Annotated in this window: 21 protein-coding genes, 1 other RNA gene and 1 pseudogene; 13 read left to right on the top strand and 10 right to left on the bottom strand. The window is 56.0% G+C overall.

Features of this window, described 5'->3' with window-relative positions; genetic code table 11:
* Positions 1–67: 67 nt before the first annotated feature.
* The gene (locus ACZ1G5_RS14390) at positions 68–439 is read right to left on the bottom strand and encodes a helix-turn-helix domain-containing protein (RefSeq protein ID WP_472733493.1); all 372 of its coding nucleotides are present in this window, start codon (positions 437–439) and stop codon (positions 68–70) included.
* Positions 440–712: 273 nt separating this feature from the next.
* On the opposite strand from ACZ1G5_RS14390, the gene ACZ1G5_RS14385 reads away from it, so the two are divergent.
* Positions 713–1,672, top strand: a complete 960-nt coding sequence (locus tag ACZ1G5_RS14385; protein WP_472733492.1) for an NADPH:quinone oxidoreductase family protein — start codon at positions 713–715, stop codon at positions 1,670–1,672.
* Here ACZ1G5_RS14385 and ACZ1G5_RS14380 read toward each other — a convergent pair.
* Positions 1,662–2,540 carry a LysR family transcriptional regulator gene (locus ACZ1G5_RS14380; protein WP_472733491.1) on the bottom strand — a complete coding sequence of 293 codons (879 nt, stop codon included), beginning with the start codon at positions 2,538–2,540 and terminating at the stop codon, positions 1,662–1,664. The genes ACZ1G5_RS14385 and ACZ1G5_RS14380 overlap by 11 nt on opposite strands.
* Before the next feature lie 114 nt (positions 2,541–2,654).
* Between ACZ1G5_RS14380 and ACZ1G5_RS14375 the strand changes: the two genes are divergently transcribed.
* From ACZ1G5_RS14375 to ACZ1G5_RS14355, 5 genes are all read left to right on the top strand, one after another.
* Positions 2,655–2,876 (top strand): DUF1127 domain-containing protein, encoded by a 222-nt coding sequence (locus ACZ1G5_RS14375; protein WP_472733490.1) that lies wholly within the window; start codon positions 2,655–2,657, stop codon positions 2,874–2,876.
* Between the two features lie 154 nt (positions 2,877–3,030).
* A complete protein-coding gene (locus tag ACZ1G5_RS14370) occupies positions 3,031–3,768 on the top strand; it encodes a Bax inhibitor-1/YccA family protein (protein WP_472733489.1) in 738 nt (245 codons plus the stop codon).
* A gap of 500 nt (positions 3,769–4,268) precedes the next feature.
* The gene (locus tag ACZ1G5_RS14365) at positions 4,269–5,975 is read left to right on the top strand and encodes an Hsp70 family protein (protein ID WP_472733488.1); all 1,707 of its coding nucleotides are present in this window, start codon (positions 4,269–4,271) and stop codon (positions 5,973–5,975) included.
* Positions 5,965–6,777 (top strand): J domain-containing protein, encoded by an 813-nt coding sequence (locus ACZ1G5_RS14360; RefSeq protein ID WP_472733487.1) that lies wholly within the window; start codon positions 5,965–5,967, stop codon positions 6,775–6,777. Before ACZ1G5_RS14365 ends, ACZ1G5_RS14360 begins: the two co-directional genes overlap by 11 nt.
* A gap of 41 nt (positions 6,778–6,818) precedes the next feature.
* Positions 6,819–8,210, top strand: coding sequence for a hypothetical protein (locus ACZ1G5_RS14355; protein ID WP_472733486.1), 1,392 nt, complete (start codon positions 6,819–6,821; stop codon positions 8,208–8,210).
* Positions 8,211–8,247: 37 nt separating this feature from the next.
* On the opposite strand, the gene ACZ1G5_RS14350 is transcribed toward ACZ1G5_RS14355, so the two are convergent.
* Positions 8,248–8,793 (bottom strand): YdeI/OmpD-associated family protein, encoded by a 546-nt coding sequence (locus ACZ1G5_RS14350; protein WP_472733485.1) that lies wholly within the window; start codon positions 8,791–8,793, stop codon positions 8,248–8,250.
* 197 nt (positions 8,794–8,990) lie between these two features.
* On the opposite strand from ACZ1G5_RS14350, the gene rpmG reads away from it, so the two are divergent.
* Positions 8,991–9,158, top strand: a complete 168-nt coding sequence (rpmG, locus tag ACZ1G5_RS14345) for a 50S ribosomal protein L33 (RefSeq protein WP_008233681.1) — start codon at positions 8,991–8,993, stop codon at positions 9,156–9,158.
* Between the two features lie 115 nt (positions 9,159–9,273).
* Here the strand turns inward: rpmG and rnpB are convergent.
* The 7 genes from rnpB to ACZ1G5_RS14310 all read right to left on the bottom strand — a co-directional run bounded on the left by rnpB (position 9,274) and on the right by ACZ1G5_RS14310 (position 14,035).
* An RNA gene (rnpB, locus tag ACZ1G5_RS14340) (RNase P RNA component class A) lies at positions 9,274–9,643 on the bottom strand.
* Between the two features lie 12 nt (positions 9,644–9,655).
* On the bottom strand, positions 9,656–10,387 hold the full coding sequence (locus ACZ1G5_RS14335) for an N-acetylmuramoyl-L-alanine amidase (protein ID WP_472734345.1): 732 nt from the start codon (positions 10,385–10,387) through the stop codon (positions 9,656–9,658).
* Entirely contained in the window at positions 10,348–10,734 is a 387-nt protein-coding gene (locus ACZ1G5_RS14330) for a hypothetical protein (protein WP_472733484.1), read from the bottom strand. The genes ACZ1G5_RS14335 and ACZ1G5_RS14330 overlap by 40 nt, the downstream gene beginning before the upstream one ends.
* A 387-nt stretch (positions 10,735–11,121) precedes the next feature.
* Entirely contained in the window at positions 11,122–12,609 is a 1,488-nt protein-coding gene (gene gatA / locus ACZ1G5_RS14325) for an Asp-tRNA(Asn)/Glu-tRNA(Gln) amidotransferase subunit GatA (protein ID WP_472733483.1), read from the bottom strand.
* Positions 12,609–12,896 carry an Asp-tRNA(Asn)/Glu-tRNA(Gln) amidotransferase subunit GatC gene (gene gatC, locus ACZ1G5_RS14320; protein WP_472733482.1) on the bottom strand — a complete coding sequence of 96 codons (288 nt, stop codon included), beginning with the start codon at positions 12,894–12,896 and terminating at the stop codon, positions 12,609–12,611. The genes gatA and gatC overlap by 1 nt, the downstream gene beginning before the upstream one ends.
* A 30-nt stretch (positions 12,897–12,926) precedes the next feature.
* On the bottom strand, positions 12,927–13,580 hold the full coding sequence (locus ACZ1G5_RS14315) for a ceramidase domain-containing protein (protein ID WP_472733481.1): 654 nt from the start codon (positions 13,578–13,580) through the stop codon (positions 12,927–12,929).
* 8 nt (positions 13,581–13,588) lie between these two features.
* Positions 13,589–14,035, bottom strand: coding sequence for a nucleoside deaminase (locus tag ACZ1G5_RS14310; protein WP_472733480.1), 447 nt, complete (start codon positions 14,033–14,035; stop codon positions 13,589–13,591).
* Positions 14,036–14,100: 65 nt separating this feature from the next.
* Between ACZ1G5_RS14310 and ACZ1G5_RS14305 the strand changes: the two are divergent.
* The 6 genes and pseudogenes from ACZ1G5_RS14305 to ACZ1G5_RS14280 all read left to right on the top strand — a co-directional run bounded on the left by ACZ1G5_RS14305 (position 14,101) and on the right by ACZ1G5_RS14280 (position 19,102).
* Positions 14,101–14,903 (top strand): annotated as a pseudogene (locus tag ACZ1G5_RS14305) (pseudouridine synthase).
* 64 nt (positions 14,904–14,967) lie between these two features.
* Positions 14,968–15,789: a TerC family protein gene (locus ACZ1G5_RS14300; protein WP_472733479.1), complete on the top strand. Its 822-nt coding sequence runs from the start codon at positions 14,968–14,970 to the stop codon at positions 15,787–15,789.
* Between the two features lie 55 nt (positions 15,790–15,844).
* The gene (locus tag ACZ1G5_RS14295; RefSeq protein WP_472733478.1) at positions 15,845–16,048 is read left to right on the top strand and encodes a hypothetical protein; all 204 of its coding nucleotides are present in this window, start codon (positions 15,845–15,847) and stop codon (positions 16,046–16,048) included.
* Complete coding sequence (locus tag ACZ1G5_RS14290; RefSeq protein ID WP_472733477.1) at positions 16,048–16,944, top strand: 5-bromo-4-chloroindolyl phosphate hydrolysis family protein; 897 nt, start codon at positions 16,048–16,050, stop codon at positions 16,942–16,944. Before ACZ1G5_RS14295 ends, ACZ1G5_RS14290 begins: the two co-directional genes overlap by 1 nt.
* Positions 16,944–18,137 carry a toxic anion resistance protein gene (locus tag ACZ1G5_RS14285; RefSeq protein ID WP_472733476.1) on the top strand — a complete coding sequence of 398 codons (1,194 nt, stop codon included), beginning with the start codon at positions 16,944–16,946 and terminating at the stop codon, positions 18,135–18,137. The genes ACZ1G5_RS14290 and ACZ1G5_RS14285 overlap by 1 nt, the downstream gene beginning before the upstream one ends.
* A gap of 35 nt (positions 18,138–18,172) precedes the next feature.
* Complete coding sequence (locus ACZ1G5_RS14280; protein WP_472733475.1) at positions 18,173–19,102, top strand: DUF2927 domain-containing protein; 930 nt, start codon at positions 18,173–18,175, stop codon at positions 19,100–19,102.
* The last annotated feature ends 25 nt before the right edge of the window (positions 19,103–19,127 follow it).

Here is a 19,127-nt window from a genome sequence, read left to right as displayed (position 1 = left end):
TGATCCTCGTCTGCACCGACATCCGCTTGGCGTTAACGCGGTGCAGTATGACAGGTCAAGTAGTGGGCTAAGCCGCCTCGCTCAGTACACGTGCCAGATCAAACAAACGCCGGCGCTGGTTCTCCGGGATCGCATAGTAGGATCGCAACAGCTCCAATGCTTCTTTGTCGGTCAAGATGTCGCCCGGCATATCAGAGCTTTGCGCCTCTGTGCTACCGTCAGCCTCAAGTCCTTCAAAAAAGAAAGAAACGTTTACGCCCAGAACCTTAGCGATATCCCAAAGTCGGGACGCACTAACGCGATTCATGCCAGTTTCATATTTTTGGATTTGCTGGAACTTGATGCCAACAGCTTCCGCAAGTTGCTGTTGGGTTGTTCCGTTCATCCACCGTCTGTGCCGGATCCGTTTGCCGACATGTACGTCAACGGGATGTTTCATTTTGTCTTCCTCACTCTAAAGGGACTTCACGCATCCAGCGCTACTTTCCCCACGCAACCAGGCAATTTGCCCGCGATGGATTGACCATCATCTACTGCCGCTTGCAAAATAGCATTCGTACAGAACACGCAACGGTTGCAGCCCGTGTCCTTAACTTAAGGACAGGTTCGACGGCTAACTTTCGTACATTTGCCGAAATTTGCACCATTTTACAAATCACAACTTCAGCCCGATAAGTGTGAAGGACTCGCTAAAATAAAGGATTGACGGTTCATGCGCGCATTTCAAGTTGCCTCATTCGGAGATCAGCCAGCCCTGGCCGATCTCCCAGACCCAACGCCCGGCACCGGTGAGGTCTTGCTCGATATTGCTGCGTGCGGTCTGAATTTTGCTGATCTTCTGATGGCGAAAGGCACCTATCAGGACACACCAATCCCGCCCTTTACGCTTGGCATGGAAGTCTGCGGTACCGTCATCGCGCACGGCGACGGCGTTAGTCATCCCCCCATCGGCACGCGGGTTGCCGTTTTTGGTGGTCAGGGTGGATTGGCCGAGAAGGGAACTTTTCCTGCGGCCCTCTGTCGTCCGGTGCCTGACACAATGGATGATGCGACAGCAGCAGGGTTTATGGTGGCCTATGGGACCTCACATTTGGCTTTGACACGGCGCACAAACCTGCAGGCAGATGAAACCTTGCTGGTTCTGGGTGCGGCTGGCGGCGTGGGGTTAACCGCCGTCGAAATTGGTAAGGCCATGGGGGCGACAGTTATTGCCGTGGCACGCGGGGCTGACAAGCTTGCCGTTGCAAAAGCCGCCGGAGCCGATCATCTGCTTGATAGTGAGACTGATGATATCAAAGTCGCCGTCAAAGCACTCGGCGGTGCGGATGTGGTCTATGACCCCGTCGGAGGTGACGCCTTCAAAGCGGCGCTGGGTGCCTGCAACCGCGAAGCGCGCATCATCGTCATCGGGTTCGCGAGCGGGGACGTGCCGCAAATCCCCGCCAACATCATATTGGTCAAGAATATCACTGTGATTGGGTTTTATTGGGGTGGTTATCTTGGCTTTCAACCGCAGGCACTGACTGACAGTCTTGCTGATCTTATGGCATGGCATGCGCAAGGTAAGCTGAAACCGCATGTCAGCCATACCCTGCCCCTGGATCAAGCGACCGACGCGCTGGAGCTGATGCGCAGCCGCAAATCGACGGGCAAAGTGGTCGTCACGCCGTAAGGCGTTGCGGCACCAACCGAGGCTCTGCATAGCACTGGCGGATGATTTTGGTCATTGCCTGACTTGCGTGGTCTTCCGGCTTGAGCACATAAAGATTGATGTTCTGCGGCTTCAGTGCCGGGAGTAGCCCACCATGATCAATCACCTCGGTATGGGGTGGTAAACTACCCTTCAGCGCCACATGAACCGCTAAATCGGCGCTGACTGCCGCCTCGACAGCATTGTCGAGCTCTGAATCGACAGCCATCGTCCAATTGGTGTTATGCTGGTTCAATGCTTGCAAAACCCCGCTACGGAAGATGCAATTGCTGCAAAAGGCGACGGGCAGGGGTTGCTTGCGCCAAGCGAGCCCATCTCGCGCCCCGATCCAAAGCAACGGCAACTCAACCAAGACCTGCCCATCGGTTCCGCAGGTTTCTTCTGTTGTCAGGATCAAATCCACCTCGCCCCGCCCAAACATATCCAAGAGCTTTCGCGTCGGTGCCGAAATCAGCCGCACCTGCATGCGCGGAAAATCAGCGGCAAAGCGTTTCAGGACAGCCGGAACCACAGGATAAATGATATCATGCGGCACGCCGAGTTTAAGTTCGCCCTCAAACTCTGTTGCGGTCAACCTGTTCAGAATCTCATCATTGGTTTTCAGCATCACCCGCGCATAACCGAGCAATTGCTCGCCCGCCGGGGTCAGCGCGATCGTTCTTGCAGATCGGTCAAGCAACGCCACATTCAGCGACTCTTCGAGCCGCTTCAACTGCATCGAAACCGCTGACTGTGTCAGGTTCAACATGCCCGCAGCACGCGTTACCCCGCCTGCGTCGGACACTGCAACGAACGATCTTAGTGCCGTTAAGTCGAGATTTCGAGCCATATCACAAATCCTGATACATGAATTCAAAAGTATTCATTTTCATTATGGCAGCAACATACCCATATATCAAGCATTCGAATTAAAACAGAAAAACACATCACGAAAGGAAATGGCATGACCACCTCAACAAGACAAATACACCTCTGCGCAAGTCCACCCGCCAAGCCACGGTCGATTTGGGCAAAACTGGGTGCAATGCTTGCGATTAGCCACCAACGCCGCCGGCTGTCTGACCTTGACGACCACATGCTCAACGACATCGGCATTACCCGAGGTCAAGTGGCGCAAGAAAGCCGCAAAACAGCATGGGATATCCCAGATCACTGGCGCGGTTAGTGCGGCACCCCAGACGACCTGCGACATTCCCGCCCAAAATGATCAGAAAACTGCGAAACGGCGCTGTTCAGCCTTGAAAAAGCGCGGATGCCTGCCAATATCGTGCGCAAGGATGCCGTTTCGCGGCGCCGCTGTTTCACTTGGAGGTCAAAAGATGGCTGAATACGATACAATTAGAACGGTCGGCGGGGTACGCACGGCCGAAATCGACGAGGGTCTTCGCGCCCACATGAACAAAGTTTACGGCACCATGTCCGTAGGCATGCTAATCACATTCGCGGTGGCATGGGCCGTCGGCACAACACCAGCGCTGCTTGCTGTGTTTCGCGATCCGATCACGCTGTCCCCGAATATCCTGGGCTGGATCGTGATGTTTGCACCACTCGGCATGGTGTTTCTGTTCGGCGCAATGATCAACCGCTTCTCTGCCGCTGCTGCACAAACGTTCTTTTACGTCTTCGCGGCCGTCATGGGCCTGTCGATGGCATGGATCTTCGTGGCCTTTACGGGTCTATCAATCGCCAATGTCTTTTTGATCACATCGATCGCCTTCGCTGGACTGAGCTTGTATGGTTATACAACAAAGAAAGATATTTCCGGTTGGGGCGCGTTCCTGATCATGGGTGTGATTGGCCTGATCGTTGCGATGATCGTCAACATCTTCCTGCAGTCCCCTGCAATCATGTTCGCGATCTCGATCCTGGGTGTGCTGATCTTTGCGGGTCTGACAGCCTATGACACGCAGAAGATCAAGAACGACTATATCGCGCACGCCGCGCATGGCGATCAGGAATGGCTGGCAAAGTCTGCAATCATGGGTGCATTGAACCTGTATTTGGACTTCATCAACATGTTCATGTTCCTGCTGCAACTTTTCGGAAACAGAGAGTAATCTCTCAGAAGCACGAAGTCTGCGACGGGCCCCGCTTAACATATGTTAGGCGGGGCTTTTTCTATGTGCGCGATGAATGATGGTGGTCAGGACGACCCTTACCGCGCGCACGTCATCAGTTCAGCGTCGGTCGCAAAGACGAGCACCCTGCCAACCCTCTGACTAGATGCGAGGCTGGGTCTATACCGACGGCTATTCCAACGCCGCCGGGCTGCTCAGCACCGAAAACCTATGAGATGGCCTGCATGACAAGACCGATTTGTCAGGCAGAAGAATATCGTTCGCGTGAACCGGACGAAAAAGCCCGCTGACGGGACGATCGTAAAACGTATCACGGATTATGCAACGGCACCGCTGATCTGGCACAGCCCCCGTACACAAATCGCCAGACAGTTTATCGGACAAGACTTGAAGTCAGTCCAACCCGTGTTCATAACAAAGGGCTAAGTGCTGTGTGATGCCTTCGTGGCAAAACAACAAACAACAGGATTTCCAAAGCGATGACAGGTCTAGCCGTCGGAATTGACCTTGGGACCACGAACTCGCTGGCGGCGGTTTATACTGAAGATGGCGAAATCATTCTTGTCCAAAGCCACAACGGCGAGGTCCTGATCCCCTCGGTTGTTTCTTTGACCGATGACAACGAACTGCTTGTCGGACGTGGCGCAAAAAGCCGTCTGGTGCTGGCCCCTGATAAATCCGCTGCCGCCTTCAAGCGCGCAATCGGGACCGCAAAAGAATTCAAGCTTGGGCGCACCGGTTATTCAGCAATTGATCTGTCCGCTTTGGTGCTGCAAGAGCTTCAAGAAGTGATCAAAGCGCAGTTTGATGCCCCCATCGACAGCCTTGTGATCACGGTGCCAGCCTATTTCAATTCAATCCAGCGCGAACAGACACTTGCGGCCGCTGACTTGGCGGGCCTGTCGGTTTCGCGGCTGATCAATGAACCAACTGCGGCGGCACTTGCCTATGGTCTACAGGACAAGGAGGCAGAAAGCACATTTGTCGTTCTGGACCTTGGCGGCGGGACGTTTGACGTTTCGATACTGGAAATGTTTGACGGTGTGATGGAGGTGCGCGCGTCTTCGGGTGATGCGTTCTTGGGTGGCGAGGATTTCACCCAGGCGATTGCAAGGCACATTGCCGAACATCAGGGTTTGAATTTTCAAAAATTGAAAGCGCTGGAGCAGGAAAAAATTCTGAGTGCGGCTGAGCGCATCAAGCAATCGCTTTCATCGCAGCCGGAAGCAACCGCTACTCTGGAAATTGGCAAGACGACCTTTGACGTCACAATTACCCGCACACAATTCGAAGAGATTTGCGGTGATCTGACCGCCCGTTTGCGCAGACCGATTGAACGCTGCTTGTATGACGCGAAGCTGTCGGTCGATGAGATTGACCGGGTTTTGTTGGTGGGTGGATCGACGCGGATGCCACTGGTGCGCAGTGTGGCGTCCAAGCTGTTCAAAAAATTGCCCGAACGTGGCTTGGACCCTGATGAGGTCGTCGCGATGGGTGCGGCTGTCCAGGCTGGACTTGTCCAGAAGAATGCGGCCCTCGATGACGTCGTAATGACCGACGTGTCGCCATTCTCGATGGGGATCATGTCACGCAATGAGACTATGCACGGGGTGATTGATGGCGCGTTTTCACCCATCATCGAACGCAACACGACGATCCCGACAAGCCGTGTCAGCTTTTTCAATACGACCCGTGATCATCAAACTGAAATTCTGGTTGAAGTGTTTCAGGGTGAAGCCCCCTTGGCCCAAGACAATATCCGGCTGGGTAGCCTACGCATTGACGTCCCCCGCGCTGCGGCAGGAAAAGAGAGCATATCGGTGCGGTTTTCCTATGACGTGAATGGCTTGCTCGAGGTTGACGTGACTGTGCTTTCGACCCAGCACACAAAATCCATCGTCATCGAAGGTGGTGCCAAGACCCTTAATCCTGCGGATCGCGCCGCCAGCCTGAAGCGGCTGTCAAAGCTGAAACATCACCCGCGGCAGAACCGCCAAAATCAAGAAATCGTCGAGGCGCTGAACGAGCTTTTTGCGATGCATCTTGGTGCGGACAGGGAACATGTTGCGGGTCTATTGGCTGGCTTCTTGACCGCGATTGATAGCCAAGACGAGAAGATCATCGCAAAGGCCCAGAAACGGACACAAGAGGCGATAGAGGCGATGCGCGAAACCTATGTCCGCTAACCGGGGCTGGCCGTGGTCAGTTCTGGGGATTGATCCCAAAGGTGCTGACAAACGTGATATCAAACGCGCCTACGCGAAAAAACTTAAACTGATTGACCCACAAGAAGATTCGCAAGGATTTCAAAACTTGCGCGGGGCCTACGAACAGGCCCTCCTCATGACGCAAGGCAACCCTGTTGCGCCAATAGCCCCACCTGTGCCCGCCACCCCCGCACCATCGCCCGCCGAACGGCCAAGCACGCGGCCTTCGCCACAGGTTCCGGTTCCACCAGAACCTAAGCCGAAACAGCAGACAGCCGATCCGCGGCCTCCCCGTCCCCCGGCACCAGAATATGAGACTAAACCCCGGCCCGATCCTTTGGCCGCTTTGGTGTCTGAAACCCAAGAATTGTTTGGGCAAAGCGACCTACGACCAGAGATGTGGCGACCCCTGTTCAATCGTTTGGTTGATCTGGATTTTGACCAATCCCGCCTTTACGAGAAAGAACTGTTGCGCGGTTTTGACACCCATCTTTTTCCTGATGGTGTCCGGCCCAGCAATGTCATCAAACGGCAATGGCTTGAACTACTGGACGCCCGCTTTGGCTGGTTTTCGCAGGGGCTGCATTTTCAACGTACGCACCCAGAACACTTTAGGACGTGGACATATCTGAACGATATTTACCGTCCACCGTTGACAGCGCGGCAGGTCCAAAGAGAAAGACACAAAGCTGATCTGCGCGACGATCCTAAAGTGCCGATTTATCTGCGCTGGTGGGTTCTGTGCATCGGGTACTTCTTGCTGATTATGTGGGCGGTATGACTGATGACTGTTGAGCTAAATTGCGCGAGGCCAGACGTCACATGATCAGAAGGTTTCTTTCGAAGCGGATCTTTGGCTATTCGGTCCGGCGCTGGTTCCCAACCATAGTGGCGTTGTCCATCATTCTGACCCATGCAATCGCCAGCCCCTTTTGGTACCGGACCGCGGCAGGCACGCGGATCGTTCATACCGCAGTCGTATCGCCATCAGACATGCGTTTCGCGACCGGACTAGCATCACTCAACAGCTATGAAGACAGGAGTTCAGATCATATCTTTGCACGCCGCGCAATCCAGCGGGCCATTGACGCGGAACAAGAAGGCACAAGCCGGACGGAGGCGAGAGGCGCCATCACTTTGCCTGTACCCACGGTATTTCTGGACTTGCCTGAGTTGCAGTCCGACGACGGCCAACAGTTCGGACACCAATTCAGATGCGACTACAAACGTGAAGATTGCAGTCTCATGCTGCAAAGCTCGGCCTACTCCGTTCATATCCTGCAAGGTCCGAACTTTGTCGCGCGTCTGCTTGTCGACCGGCCACTTCTCGCAATCAGAACAAAAGATGAGGGTGTTCATCTCACGGGTATACGGTTTCCAAGGCCAGAAATCTGGATCGACGGCATCCCGGCAGTGACCGAAAGATTTACGCCGTCCAAAAGCTACCTTGCGATCACCGGCGGTTCTATACTTGACCAATATGCGTTCAACAATACTGATCTGAACCTGTCCAGCTTCTATGACGGTACATTCGTCTCGCTCCCCCCGTTTGTCGCCTTCGATATGGACTATACGTTGGATTTTCGAGACCCGGGGACAAACCATCTCATGCGGTGCGCCATAACCGGCGGTGAAGACCAAAACCTGCCAGAGAGTGAAGCGGCGCACCAAGACCCTTGTAAATTTGCAGTCGACGACCTTTCGCTGTTCGCCCTGTCTCAATGCGACGCCAGCAAAGATCAGTGCCCCAGCCGCATGACCGATCCGGTCTTTGATCTTGCAGCGCAAGACTTCGCAAGGATCGGACTGACAGACAGTATCTCACTGGGTTTCATTGATGACCAGACATCGGCCCTGTTCCAGATCGCCAACAGGGCGGTAGGTTCTGACGACAGCACCGGTTTACTTGACCTGCCGGACCGGGTGGAAATTGTCAGAGGCATCATCATCGATTACCTGACCATCGCAGGCTTTTCGGCACAATCAATCGAGTTTGAGAATTTCCTCGCGGTCAACACCGATTTGGGAATTGGCGGTACCCGGGAGGCGTTGCAAAACGTATCGCCAAGTCTCATTGCTGACGCAAAGGTCGTCGCATTGCGGCGACAGCCGCAGCTTTGGGCGTGGCATGGCTATACCGAATATGTCGGTCCCGAACTTCTGACTGGGTTAGCACGGGACCTTGTCAAAATGGGCCTTGCGCGACCTTATTGAGCCCGAGTGTTGCAAACATCCCGCCCGCAACTTTTGTCTACATTTGCGGGAGTCGTTCGCCTTTGGCTGTCGCAATAACGGCAGCCTCTATGCGCGTGGCCCGCACATTTTCTGACTTTGCCAACTTGATCCAGCGCAGCACGTTTCGGCGATACGATGGAGAAAGCGTCTCCCACTTCGTCATATCAATAGTCTTGGCCAGATCATCTGGCGCAATCAGCGCATCCACATCAGCAAAGAAATCCCATAAGCCAGAGGCATGACCGGCGGCGACTGCGGCTTCGCCAGCGAGACGCATCCGGCCCTCTTGTCGCAATTTCTCGACCCTCTCCTTATAACTTTTCGACCACGCCTGTTGTTGACGCGGCGCGATCAATTGCGCTGTGCGATCAGCGTCAACAACAAAGCGCCGCCCATCCACCCAACCGTAGGCAATAAGCGCATCAAGCACCTCTTCACGACTGACGTATTTATCCCGGTGTGCGGCCTTCCACGTCACAAGACGCACGCTCTCTGGCTGCGTATGATGTGCTTCAAGCCAAGCCCAAAGGGCGGCAACCGATCCAATCTCAATATCTTTCATGAGGCAAAGATAGCGCTGCGGTGAAATAGGCCAGCCTCAAATACGACGGCGGGCGGGCTGGCCATTGCCTTTGGCCGTGGAAACTGATCGGCAACGTTGCTTTGCGGTTGACTCAGGCCCGCGCGGCGGTAAAAGGCAGCTTCAATGAGATTAACGCGATGTGCCGCGCGCCGGCCCGCAATCAGAGGATAAGAGATATGGCGAAGCCAACCACGATCAAAATCCGCCTGAACTCCACTGCGGGGACCGGGCACTTTTACGTGACAAAAAAGAACGCACGTACGATGACCGAAAAAATGGTTATCAAGAAATATGACCCCGTCGTGCGCAAGCACGTGGAGTACAAGGAAGGCAAGATCAAGTAATTGATCGTCTGACCGGGACAGTGAAAAGGCCGCGCAATATGCGCGGCCTTTTGCGTTGAACAAGCGATGCAGTTGATAGCGTTTCCGACCAAGGGAAAATTCGAAACTGCTCGAAGCGCGCGGATGGCCTATAAGCCGGATTCTGTCCATTGCGGTTACCCACAAATGGATGACCATTCATCTGGAGCGCCTGTTGCCAAGCGCCCTCTAGCTGCCAACCCGGACCGTCTGGGGTTCAAGCATCCCCGTCTTGCGACGCGAGGTCCCTATTTGGCATTGCTCCCGGTGGGGCTTGCCGTGCCGCTTACGTTGCCGCTCGCGCGGTGGTCTCTTACTCCACCGTTTCACCTTTACCCTGCATGCAAGGCAGTCTGTTCTCTGTGGCGCTATCCCTAGGGTTACCCCCGCCGGGTGTTACCCGGCACCGTGCTTTTTGGAGTCCGGACTTTCCTCGACATCACTGCCGCAGCCATCCAGCCATCCGCGCAATGCCGGGATTAGGCCCAAGTGGCATTCACGTCAACGGGAAAGCGGTCGGCGAGGTTGCCGATCATCGCAAGATCGGTGGTGTCGAGGGGACCGTCCGCCCAAGGGCGAAAGCGACGGCGGAACGTGCCCAGCAAGAGAGCGGGGTCATCCGTCGCGGTGTAACCGAAGGATTTGACGTAAGGCACGATGTCTTCCGCCTGCAGGATGCCGTTTTGGACAACGGTCGGTTCTGGCCAGACCGAAAGCTCCTCCAACGCCAGCCTGCGCCAGTCAAAGCGCGGGCCGGGGTCAATCTTGCGCCCCGGCGCCATGTCGGAATGCCCGATCACGCGTTCGGGGCGGATGTCCCAGCGGGCCTTGATCCCTTTCAGAAGATCGACAAGGGCATCCATCTGCGCCGCGGCAAAAGGCGCAAATCCGCTATTTGCCAGCTCAATCCCAATAGAGCGGCTGTTCACATCCGTCACAGCGCCCCATGCACCGACACCCGCGTGCCACGCGCGCATGGCCTCAGGCACCAGCGACATCACCTCTCCATCCTCAGCTATCAGATAATGTGCGGAAACTTGGGTTTCGGGATTACAAAGCGTATCCGCTGCCGCCTCAGCCGTTTGCATGGCCGTATAGTGGATCACAACGAGGTCAGGTTTCGCCCCATCGCGACGTGGCCCACAATTGGGCGACTGGCGCGTTGTCAGCTTCAGTTTCGGATCGCCTGCACAAATGGCGCCGGATCCCAGCCACAGGCAAAGCCATCCCCATCGGGGTCAATGCCGCGTCGGTCACGCTCTGGCCCGCCACGCGCGAGGAAATCACGCTGGGCATCATCGGGCGTGGCATACGCAGCGCAATTGCGGCGGAACCGCCCATCCCCGGACAACAGCGACCGACTATACCATTCCTGGCCTTTCACATTCGGCGCATTCAATGCGTATTCCACGATATTTGGCCCAATGTTTGCGGGCCGATCTGGAATGGCAGTCGGAGCAATCTGTTCGCGGGCGGCCGCCTGCGCGGCTCTGCGTTGCGCATCGCTTTCAATCGTCTCACGTCCGGTAACAGCGTCAAAGCTTTGCTCATCAGACAAGCTGCCGTCCGAGTTTGCCAACGCCGGAGCAGGATTGCTTGGTGACGCATCAAGACCCTGTGTTCGCAGTGGATCACCGGTTGTATTGGCGGCCGCAGTTCCAATACCGGCCTGCGCCAATGCACTTGATGGTATACCCTGCGTCTGGCCCGAGGGGGGACCGAGTTCACGCGTGGATCCGGCACAATGGTGCCCCGTGGCGCGCGTAGTTGCGCTTCACGCCGTGCCCGCTCAAGCTCAAAGTCGGAAAAATCGTCGAACCCGACACCGCGTTCCGTTGGAACGACGGTCGGTGTACAAGCACTAAGGCCGATCAGCGTCGCCGCAATAATAAGACCCGGTTTTATCACATTTCACCTACCAGACTGCGTCCACTGTTGAAAAACTTTACCACCACTTGTTGGGTTTGGCTACAAATCCTGCCGATTGTTCAAGGCTGTAGGCAACGTTGAGCAATGCGGCCTCTTCCCACGGGCGCCCAATCAGTTGCAAACCAAGCGGCAAGCCCTGCTTGTCTTGACCTGTTGGGATCGCGATCCCCGGCAGACCAGCAAGGTTTACCGTCACTGTAAAGACGTCATTAAGGTACATCTGGATTGGATCAGCGTCCGCCATCTCGCCCAGACCAAAGGCTGCAGACGGTGTCGCGGGCGTCAGTATCGCATCAACCCCGTCAGCAAAGACCTTGTCAAAGTCCTGCTTGATCAGCGCCCGCACGCGGCGTGCTCGGTTGTAGTAGGCATCATAGAACCCGGCCGACAGCACATATGTCCCCACCATGACCCGGCGTTGCACTTCGGGGCCAAACCCTTCGGCTCGGGTTTTTTCGTACATTTCTGTGATGCCATCACCCTGCGCCAGCTTTGCGCGGTGACCAAAGCGGACACCATCGTAGCGGGCAAGGTTTGACGATGCTTCAGCCGGAGCAATCACATAGTAGGCCGGGAGCGCGTACTTTGTATGTGGCAGCGTAATGTCGACGATATGCGCGCCTGCATCCTTCAGCATTGTCGTGCCGTTTTCCCATAATTTTTCGATCTCGGCTGGCATCCCATCCATTTTGTACTCTTTGGGAATACCAATGGTTTTGCCGCGAATATCGCCGGTCAGCGCGGCTTCGAAATCGGGCACCGCGATGTCAGCACTCGTACTGTCCAGCGGATCATGCCCTGACATAGCGCCCAACATAATGGCTGCGTCACGCACGTCTTTGGTCATTGGTCCAGCCTGATCGAGCGAGGACGCAAAAGCGACAATGCCCCAACGCGAGACGCGTCCATAGGTTGGCTTCAGGCCCGTGATTCCCACAAATGCGGCAGGTTGGCGGATTGATCCGCCCGTGTCCGTGCCCGTTGCTGCCAGGCAAAGATCCGCAGCGACCGCACTTGCCGATCCACCCGAAGATCCGCCCGGTGTCAGCGCAGCGTCGTCGCCGGCGCGGCGCCATGGATTGACAGCATTTCCATACACAGAGGTTTCGTTAGACGAACCCATCGCGAATTCGTCCATGTTGAGCTTGCCCAGCATCACAGCGCCTGCGTCAAACAACTTGGACGTAATCGTGCTTTCATATTCCGGCTTGAAGCCTTCCAATATCCGGCTTGCGGCCTGCGACGGGACGCCCTTGGTGCAGAATAAGTCTTTGATCCCCAATGGGATGCCGCACATATCTGGGGCATCACCGGACTTGATCCGCTGATCGGCAGTAGCGGCCTGCGCATTGGCGATATCAGGGGTATGGTGAACGAATGCACCAAGCGCGTCGGCATCAGAGATCGCGTTCAGGCAGGCCGCCGTAATCTCCGCGCTGCAGGTCTCACCTTTGCGTATTGCGTCACGCGCGCCTGCGATGGTCAGTTTGGTCAGATCAGACATTATTCTACCACCTTCGGTACCGCAAAGAACCCTTCCCGGGCATCAGGCGCATTCTTCAGGACGGCTTCTTGCTGGCTGCCATCCGTGACAACATCTTCGCGGCGTTTCAGGCGCTGTGGCGTGACTGACGTCATCGGCTCAACCCCCTCTACATCAACCTCATTGAGCTGTTCGATAAAGCCAAGGATCGCGTTGAATTCAGACGCAAGTGCCGGCAGTGCATCGTCTTCCACCTTGATACGGGCCAATTTGGCCACGCGGCGGGCTGTTTCGGTGTCAATCGACATGGTCGTCTCCGGTAAATCTTTGATCCGCGTTTACCGCCCCTGCCCCGCAGTCGCAAGCATATGACGCGTGTAAACACGGATCATCCAGCCCAGCATGATCCCATTGAGCACATGCCAGATGAAATGTGTGCCAAACGGGAAGACATCGCACAGGATTTCATCCAGCGAACGAATAGTGATGGAGAGGCACAAAAGGGCCGCGCCCAACAAGAAGCCTTGGGCGATTCCCGGTCTTTTGCGCAGAAAAGCAGCGTACAGCACCAACAGGATCGGGACGGTCCAATAGAAATTCGAGATGGCAAGGAATGGGATTTGGTTCAGCACCGGCACAAGTGCCGCCGCATAGGGAATGAACAAGGCGGTAGCGAAAACCGCGTACCAATGCCCCATAGGCACAATGTCCCGGTTCACAACGAACAGGTACACAAGAATGAAAATACCAATCGGGAACACATCGGCGACCGAGGCCCAGATCGTGGCATGGGTGTGAAACAGAAAACTACCCACTCCGATCAGGAAAAGAATGCCGGAAAGCACCCGCGCCATCGGCACGCCCGCGCTGCGCCGCCAAAAGATGATAGCCGCAATGATGAACGCCAGATTGGTGGTCGCGTTCAGCGGTTCGGACCAATAGGTGAAATCGGTCCGCTCGCAATAGCCGTCAATCTGTTCAAACCAGTTCATCGAAAAGCCTATCTGCGGGTAGCAAAGAATGTTTTTAGCAGCGCTTCCGACGCATTTGCATCAATCCCGTCATAGACCTCTGGCGCATGATGACACTGCGGGTGGCTAAAGACGCGGGGCCCTTGCGCGACACCACCCGATTTCGGGTCTGCTGCCCCATAATACAGCCGCGCAATCCGGGCGTTGCTGATGGCGGCGGCGCACATCGGGCAAGGCTCCAGCGTCACATATAGGTCGCAGCCTGTCAGCCGTTCCTGCCCCAAGGCCGCACAGGCGGCCCTGATCGCCAGTACCTCGGCATGGGCGGTTGGGTCATTCATTTCGCGCGTCCGGTTGCCCGCCTGCGCGATCACCCCGTCGCTGCCCACGATCACGGCACCGACCGGCACCTCGCCCCTTGCGCCAGCTGCGCGCGCCTCGTCCATGGCGACATTCATGTAGGTCCGAAAATCCATATCCTTTGCATGCACTGCCGCTGCTATCTCTGGCAAGGGGCGATCAAAGCCGCTATGGGGCTGGCATGAGCACTGATACCCCCCACCCGGCGACCGGATCGCCAAAGTTCTGTCCCGCGCGGGCATCGCAAGTAGGCGCGAGGCCGAGCGCATGATCGCAGACGGCCGCGTCAGCGTGAACGGCAAGACGATCACCAGCCCCGCGCTGAATGTGACCGAGGCGGACCGCATTGTGGTGGATGGCAAACAGGTGGGCGAACCCGAGCCACCGCGCATTTGGCTGTACCACAAGCCTGCGGGGCTCGTGACGACAGAACGCGATGAGAAAGACCGCCCAACAGTCTTTGGCTCTCTACCCGAGGATATGCCCCGCGTGATGTCAGTCGGGCGGCTTGATTTGAACTCTGAAGGTCTGCTTTTGCTAACCAACGATGGCGAGGTGAAACGCAAGCTGGAACTGCCCTCAACTGGCTGGCTGCGCCGTTACCGTGTGCGCATCAACGGATCGGTCAGCGAGGCCAAGCTGGATGTGCTGCGTGCAGGAATTACCGTCGAGGGCATCCAATATCAACCGATGGTCGTGACCTTTGACCGCCAGCAAGGGGCAAACGCTTGGCTGACCGTCAGCCTGCGGGAAGGCAAAAACCGCGAAATCCGCCGTGCGATGGGCGAGATTGGGGTCACAGTGAACCGTCTGATCCGGGTTAGCTATGGCCCCTTCCAACTGGCGGCCCTGAAACAAGGCGAAGTCGAAGAATTAAAGCAGCGCGTTGTGCGGGATCAGCTGGGCATTTCCGGCAAACCAACGCCAAAACGGGTCCGAAAGCCCGTAAATCGCCCCACAAGGGGGAAAAAGCGGCCCAGTTGAACCTTGTTCTGACGCAAACGTTGTGCATGGTGGGGGAAACAAAAAACTCCCGGGGGACATTGCTTTGGCCGACTTGCTGACGCTTGAAAACGCTATCAACCTAATCATGCTGTGCTTTTTGCAAGCTGTATTGGGCTTCGACAACCTGCTCTACATCTCAATTGAGAGTAAACGCGCACCAGTTGCACAACAGAAATCTGTGCGGACATGGGGCATCATCATTGCGGTCGCGTTACGCGTCGTACTGCTTTTCACGATGATCCAACTGATTGACGCGCTGTCAGAGCCGTTCTTTATCCTTGATTGGGAAGGCGTCATCGAAGGTGGCGTGAACTTTGCCACGATCGTGTTTGTCTTTGGCGGGGCGTTCATCATGTACACGGCCGTTAAGGAAATTGGGCATATGCTGTCCATGGATGATCTGGGCCATGATGTAGAGGGCAAAGGATCAAAATCCGCAGTGCAGGTTGTGATCCTGATTGTCATTATGAACCTGATCTTTTCATTCGATTCTGTCCTGTCAGCGCTGGCGATTACTGACGTGTTTCCGATCCTGGCCTTTGCGATCATCCTGTCTGGTATTGCGATGCTGGTCCTGGCCGATGGCGTGACGCGCTTTCTGGAAAAAAACCGGATGTATGAAGTGTTGGGCCTGTTCATCCTGCTGATCGTCGGTGTCGTTCTTTTGGGCGAAGCAGGGCCCGCTGCAGCGCACGCAATGCACGACGAAAGCCTGCAAATCATGGTCTTTGGCCAGGATATTCTGCCGATGTCGAAATCCACATTCTACTTCTCTGTTGTGGTGCTCGTTGCGGTCGAAATCATCCAGTCTGGCTACACACGGAAACTGAACGCGGAACGTGCCGCTTTGCAGAAACACTCGTAAATTCACCCTCTCCACCCTATCTGACATTGGGTAAAACAGGCGGAGTTACGCGAAAATGGTGCGATTGATCTTTCTTGTAGCCTTTGTAGCCGTGGTTGTGATTGCAATCACGGCGGTGCTGGGGACAATGATGGCAATCGGCCAAACCGCCGCCGGAAAGGACACCGACGACATGCCTGCAAAATTTCGACGGATCACCTATGTCTTGCTGGTTGTTTTGCTCTTCGGGGTGACGTCCGGTTGGTTAGGGGGCGTTTGATGGCCAAGCGCTTTGGCGGCAAATTCAGCCCCGATGGGACACAATCATCAGGACCGCGTGGCAAGGTGCAAAGTGACCATGCTGTCGCTGTATCTGGTGGGCGGGTCAAACTCCTCTATGTGCCTGCAATCGTTTTGGCTGCGACATCCCTGAATGATGGACCGGTTACTCTGGTGACTGCGTTGGTAGGGGCTGCTGTGCTCACGCTGGCCGCATGGCTGTTGCAGGAAGGTCTGGAAGCTGAGGCAGCCTACAACGCCCGCAAAATCGCGCGCCGTCCAGCTTTGCCGCGCAAACTGCTCGCGTCTGTTCTGACCGGCGCGGGTGTCGCGATTGCGGCTTACACAGGCGATACCGGTGTGGTTGGTGCGGCACTGTACGGCGTAGCGGCCGGCGCTCTGCACACCGCAACATTCGGCATTGATCCGATGGCGGACAAGCGCATGGAAGGCGTTGATAGCTTCCAGCAAGATCGCGTCGCCCGTGTTGTGGATGAGGCCGAGACCTATCTGGATGTCATGAAAGGTCAGATCGATACAGTGTCCGATCGCCGTCTGAGTGATCGCGTTTCAGACTTTCAAACAATCGCCCGCCGCATGATCCGAACGGTAGAGGAAGATCCCCGCGACCTGACGGGCGCACGCAAGTTTTTGGGCGTCTACCTGATGGGCGCACGCGACGCGACGATCAAGTTTGTTGATCTCTACAGCCGCAACAAAGACGCCGATGCACGCGCGAATTATGAAGCGCTCCTCGATGATCTTGAGCAGAACTTCGCCGCGCGCACGGACAAAATGTTGATCGATGATCGCAGCGACATGGATATTGAAATCAACGTGCTACGCGACCGCCTCAAGCGTGAAGGCGTGAGCATGACAACGAAAGGGAACGAATAATGTCAGAGACCGTCCGCCAACAGGCCGAAGCGGCCCTTGCCGAAGTGGAAAAAGTCACAGCCGTCGTACTGCCAGAACCGAAAGGCGAACTTGTGACGCTCGAAGCTGCTGATCCTCCCACGACAGCCGAGATTGAAAAGCGCGTCGCCGAAATTGATATCCAGGATACCAATTCAATCGTTTCGTTCGGGTCTTCTGCTCAGGCCGAGCTGCAAGAGATCAGCCAATCCATGCTAGCCGGTGTACGCAACAAAGACGTGGGCCCGGCTGGCGACAGCTTGCGCAATATCGTGACGACGATCCGCGGCTTTTCTATTTCTGAGCTGGATGTTCGCCGCAAACGGAGCTGGTGGGAGCGCCTGCTTGGTCGCGCTGCTCCGATGGCCAAATTCGCTGCCCGTTTTGAAGAAGTCCAAGGCCAGATTGATCATATCACCGACGATCTGCTCAAGCATGAGCATGTGCTGTTGAAAGACATCGAAAGCCTTGATGTGCTCTATGACAAGACCTTGCAGTTCTACGACGAGCTCGGCCTCTATATCGCGGCTGGCGAGGCCAAGATCGCTGATCTTGATGCCAAAACGATCCCTGCAAAAGAAGCCGAAGTGCAAGCAGCCCCCGAAGATCAGGCCGTGATGAAAGCGCAAGAACTGCGCGATCTACGCTCTGCCCGTGATGATCTGGAGCGCCGGGTCCATGATCTGAAACTGACCCGTCAGGTGACCATGCAATCACTGCCGTCGATCCGTCTGGTGCAAGAGAACGACAAGTCCTTGGTCACCAAGATCAACTCAACGCTCGTTAATACTGTGCCGCTTTGGGAGACTCAGTTGGCCCAAGCCGTGACGATCCAACGGTCGTCCGAGGCGGCAGAGGCCGTGCGCGACGCCAATGACCTGACCAACGAGTTGCTCAAAGCCAACGCCGAAAATCTGCGTCAGGCCAACCGCACCATCCGCGAGGAAATGGAGCGTGGTGTCTTCGACATCAACGCTGTGAAAGAGGCCAACGCAAATCTGATTGCCACAATCAACGAAAGCCTTGAAATCGCGGATGAGGGCAAGCGCAAGAGGGCCGAAGCGGAGGCTGAGCTGCAAAAGATGGAGCAAGAGTTGAAAGAGACACTTGCATCCGCCAAAGCACGCGGAACCGGTACCGGTGACACGATCGGAACCGCAGGGGGCGCTGAATAACACTCATGATTGGGGGCGTTTCAAATCGTGTTCTGATGCTTGTGATCGCGACAGGTCTGATGGCATGCGATCCTTTGGTGCCTCCGGTCGAACCGCCCCCTCCGCCGCCCGTGGTGGAGCCAGAGCCGCCAGCAGGACCGACGGTGACGCCGCCAAGTCAGGCAAGCCGGGATCTCGTGACATACTATACCCGCTTGCAAAACGACTTATTGGCGCAAGGCCTGTTACGGGGTGATGGCGGCGGACCGGATACACCCTTTACCAACACGCAGCTGGCACGGAATTTTGTGCGCATCGCGCTATTTAACGAATATCGTGATGACAGCGACTTCCAACGTCCGCAAGCAACAGTGTCAAAACTGCGCCGCTGGACCCAGCCCATCCGCATGTCGGTTGAATTTGGCGATACGGTCCCGCTTGACCAGCGCGATGTGGATCTTGCCAGTGTCAGCGCTTACGCCGCGCGTCTGACGCGTGCGACTGGTGTTCCGATTACGATTACCGACCGAAACCCCAATTTCCGCGTATTGTTCTTGGGAGAGGACGACCGGCGCACCTATGGTCCACGTTTGCGCGAATTGATCCCCAGCATCTCGGAGGCAACGGTGCGCACATTTGTGAACCTGCCGCGCGATCAGCTTTGCGTTGTGATTGGCACCTTCGCGCCGGGGCGGTCCGATTACACCAAAGCGGTCGCGATGATCCGTGCAGAGCATCCAACGCTGATGCGGTCGGCTTGTATCCACGAAGAACTGGCCCAAGGTATGGGTCTTGCCAACGACAGCCCCGGCGCACGTCCTTCGATCTTTAATGACGACGAAGAATTTGCGCTGCTGACAACACATGATGAATTGCTGCTGCGCATGCTTTACGATCCGCGCCTGCAAACCGGGATGGAGCCTGCTGTTGCAGCCCCGATAGCACGCCAAATTGCACGCGAATATCTTGCACCAGGACAAAGCTAACCGGATGCCATGCATCCATATTGAT

This window comes from Yoonia sp. JB2-21 (genome assembly GCF_055693545.1).
Note: the sequence above shows the minus strand (reverse complement) of the source record. Positions and strands in the feature narration are given on the sequence as shown.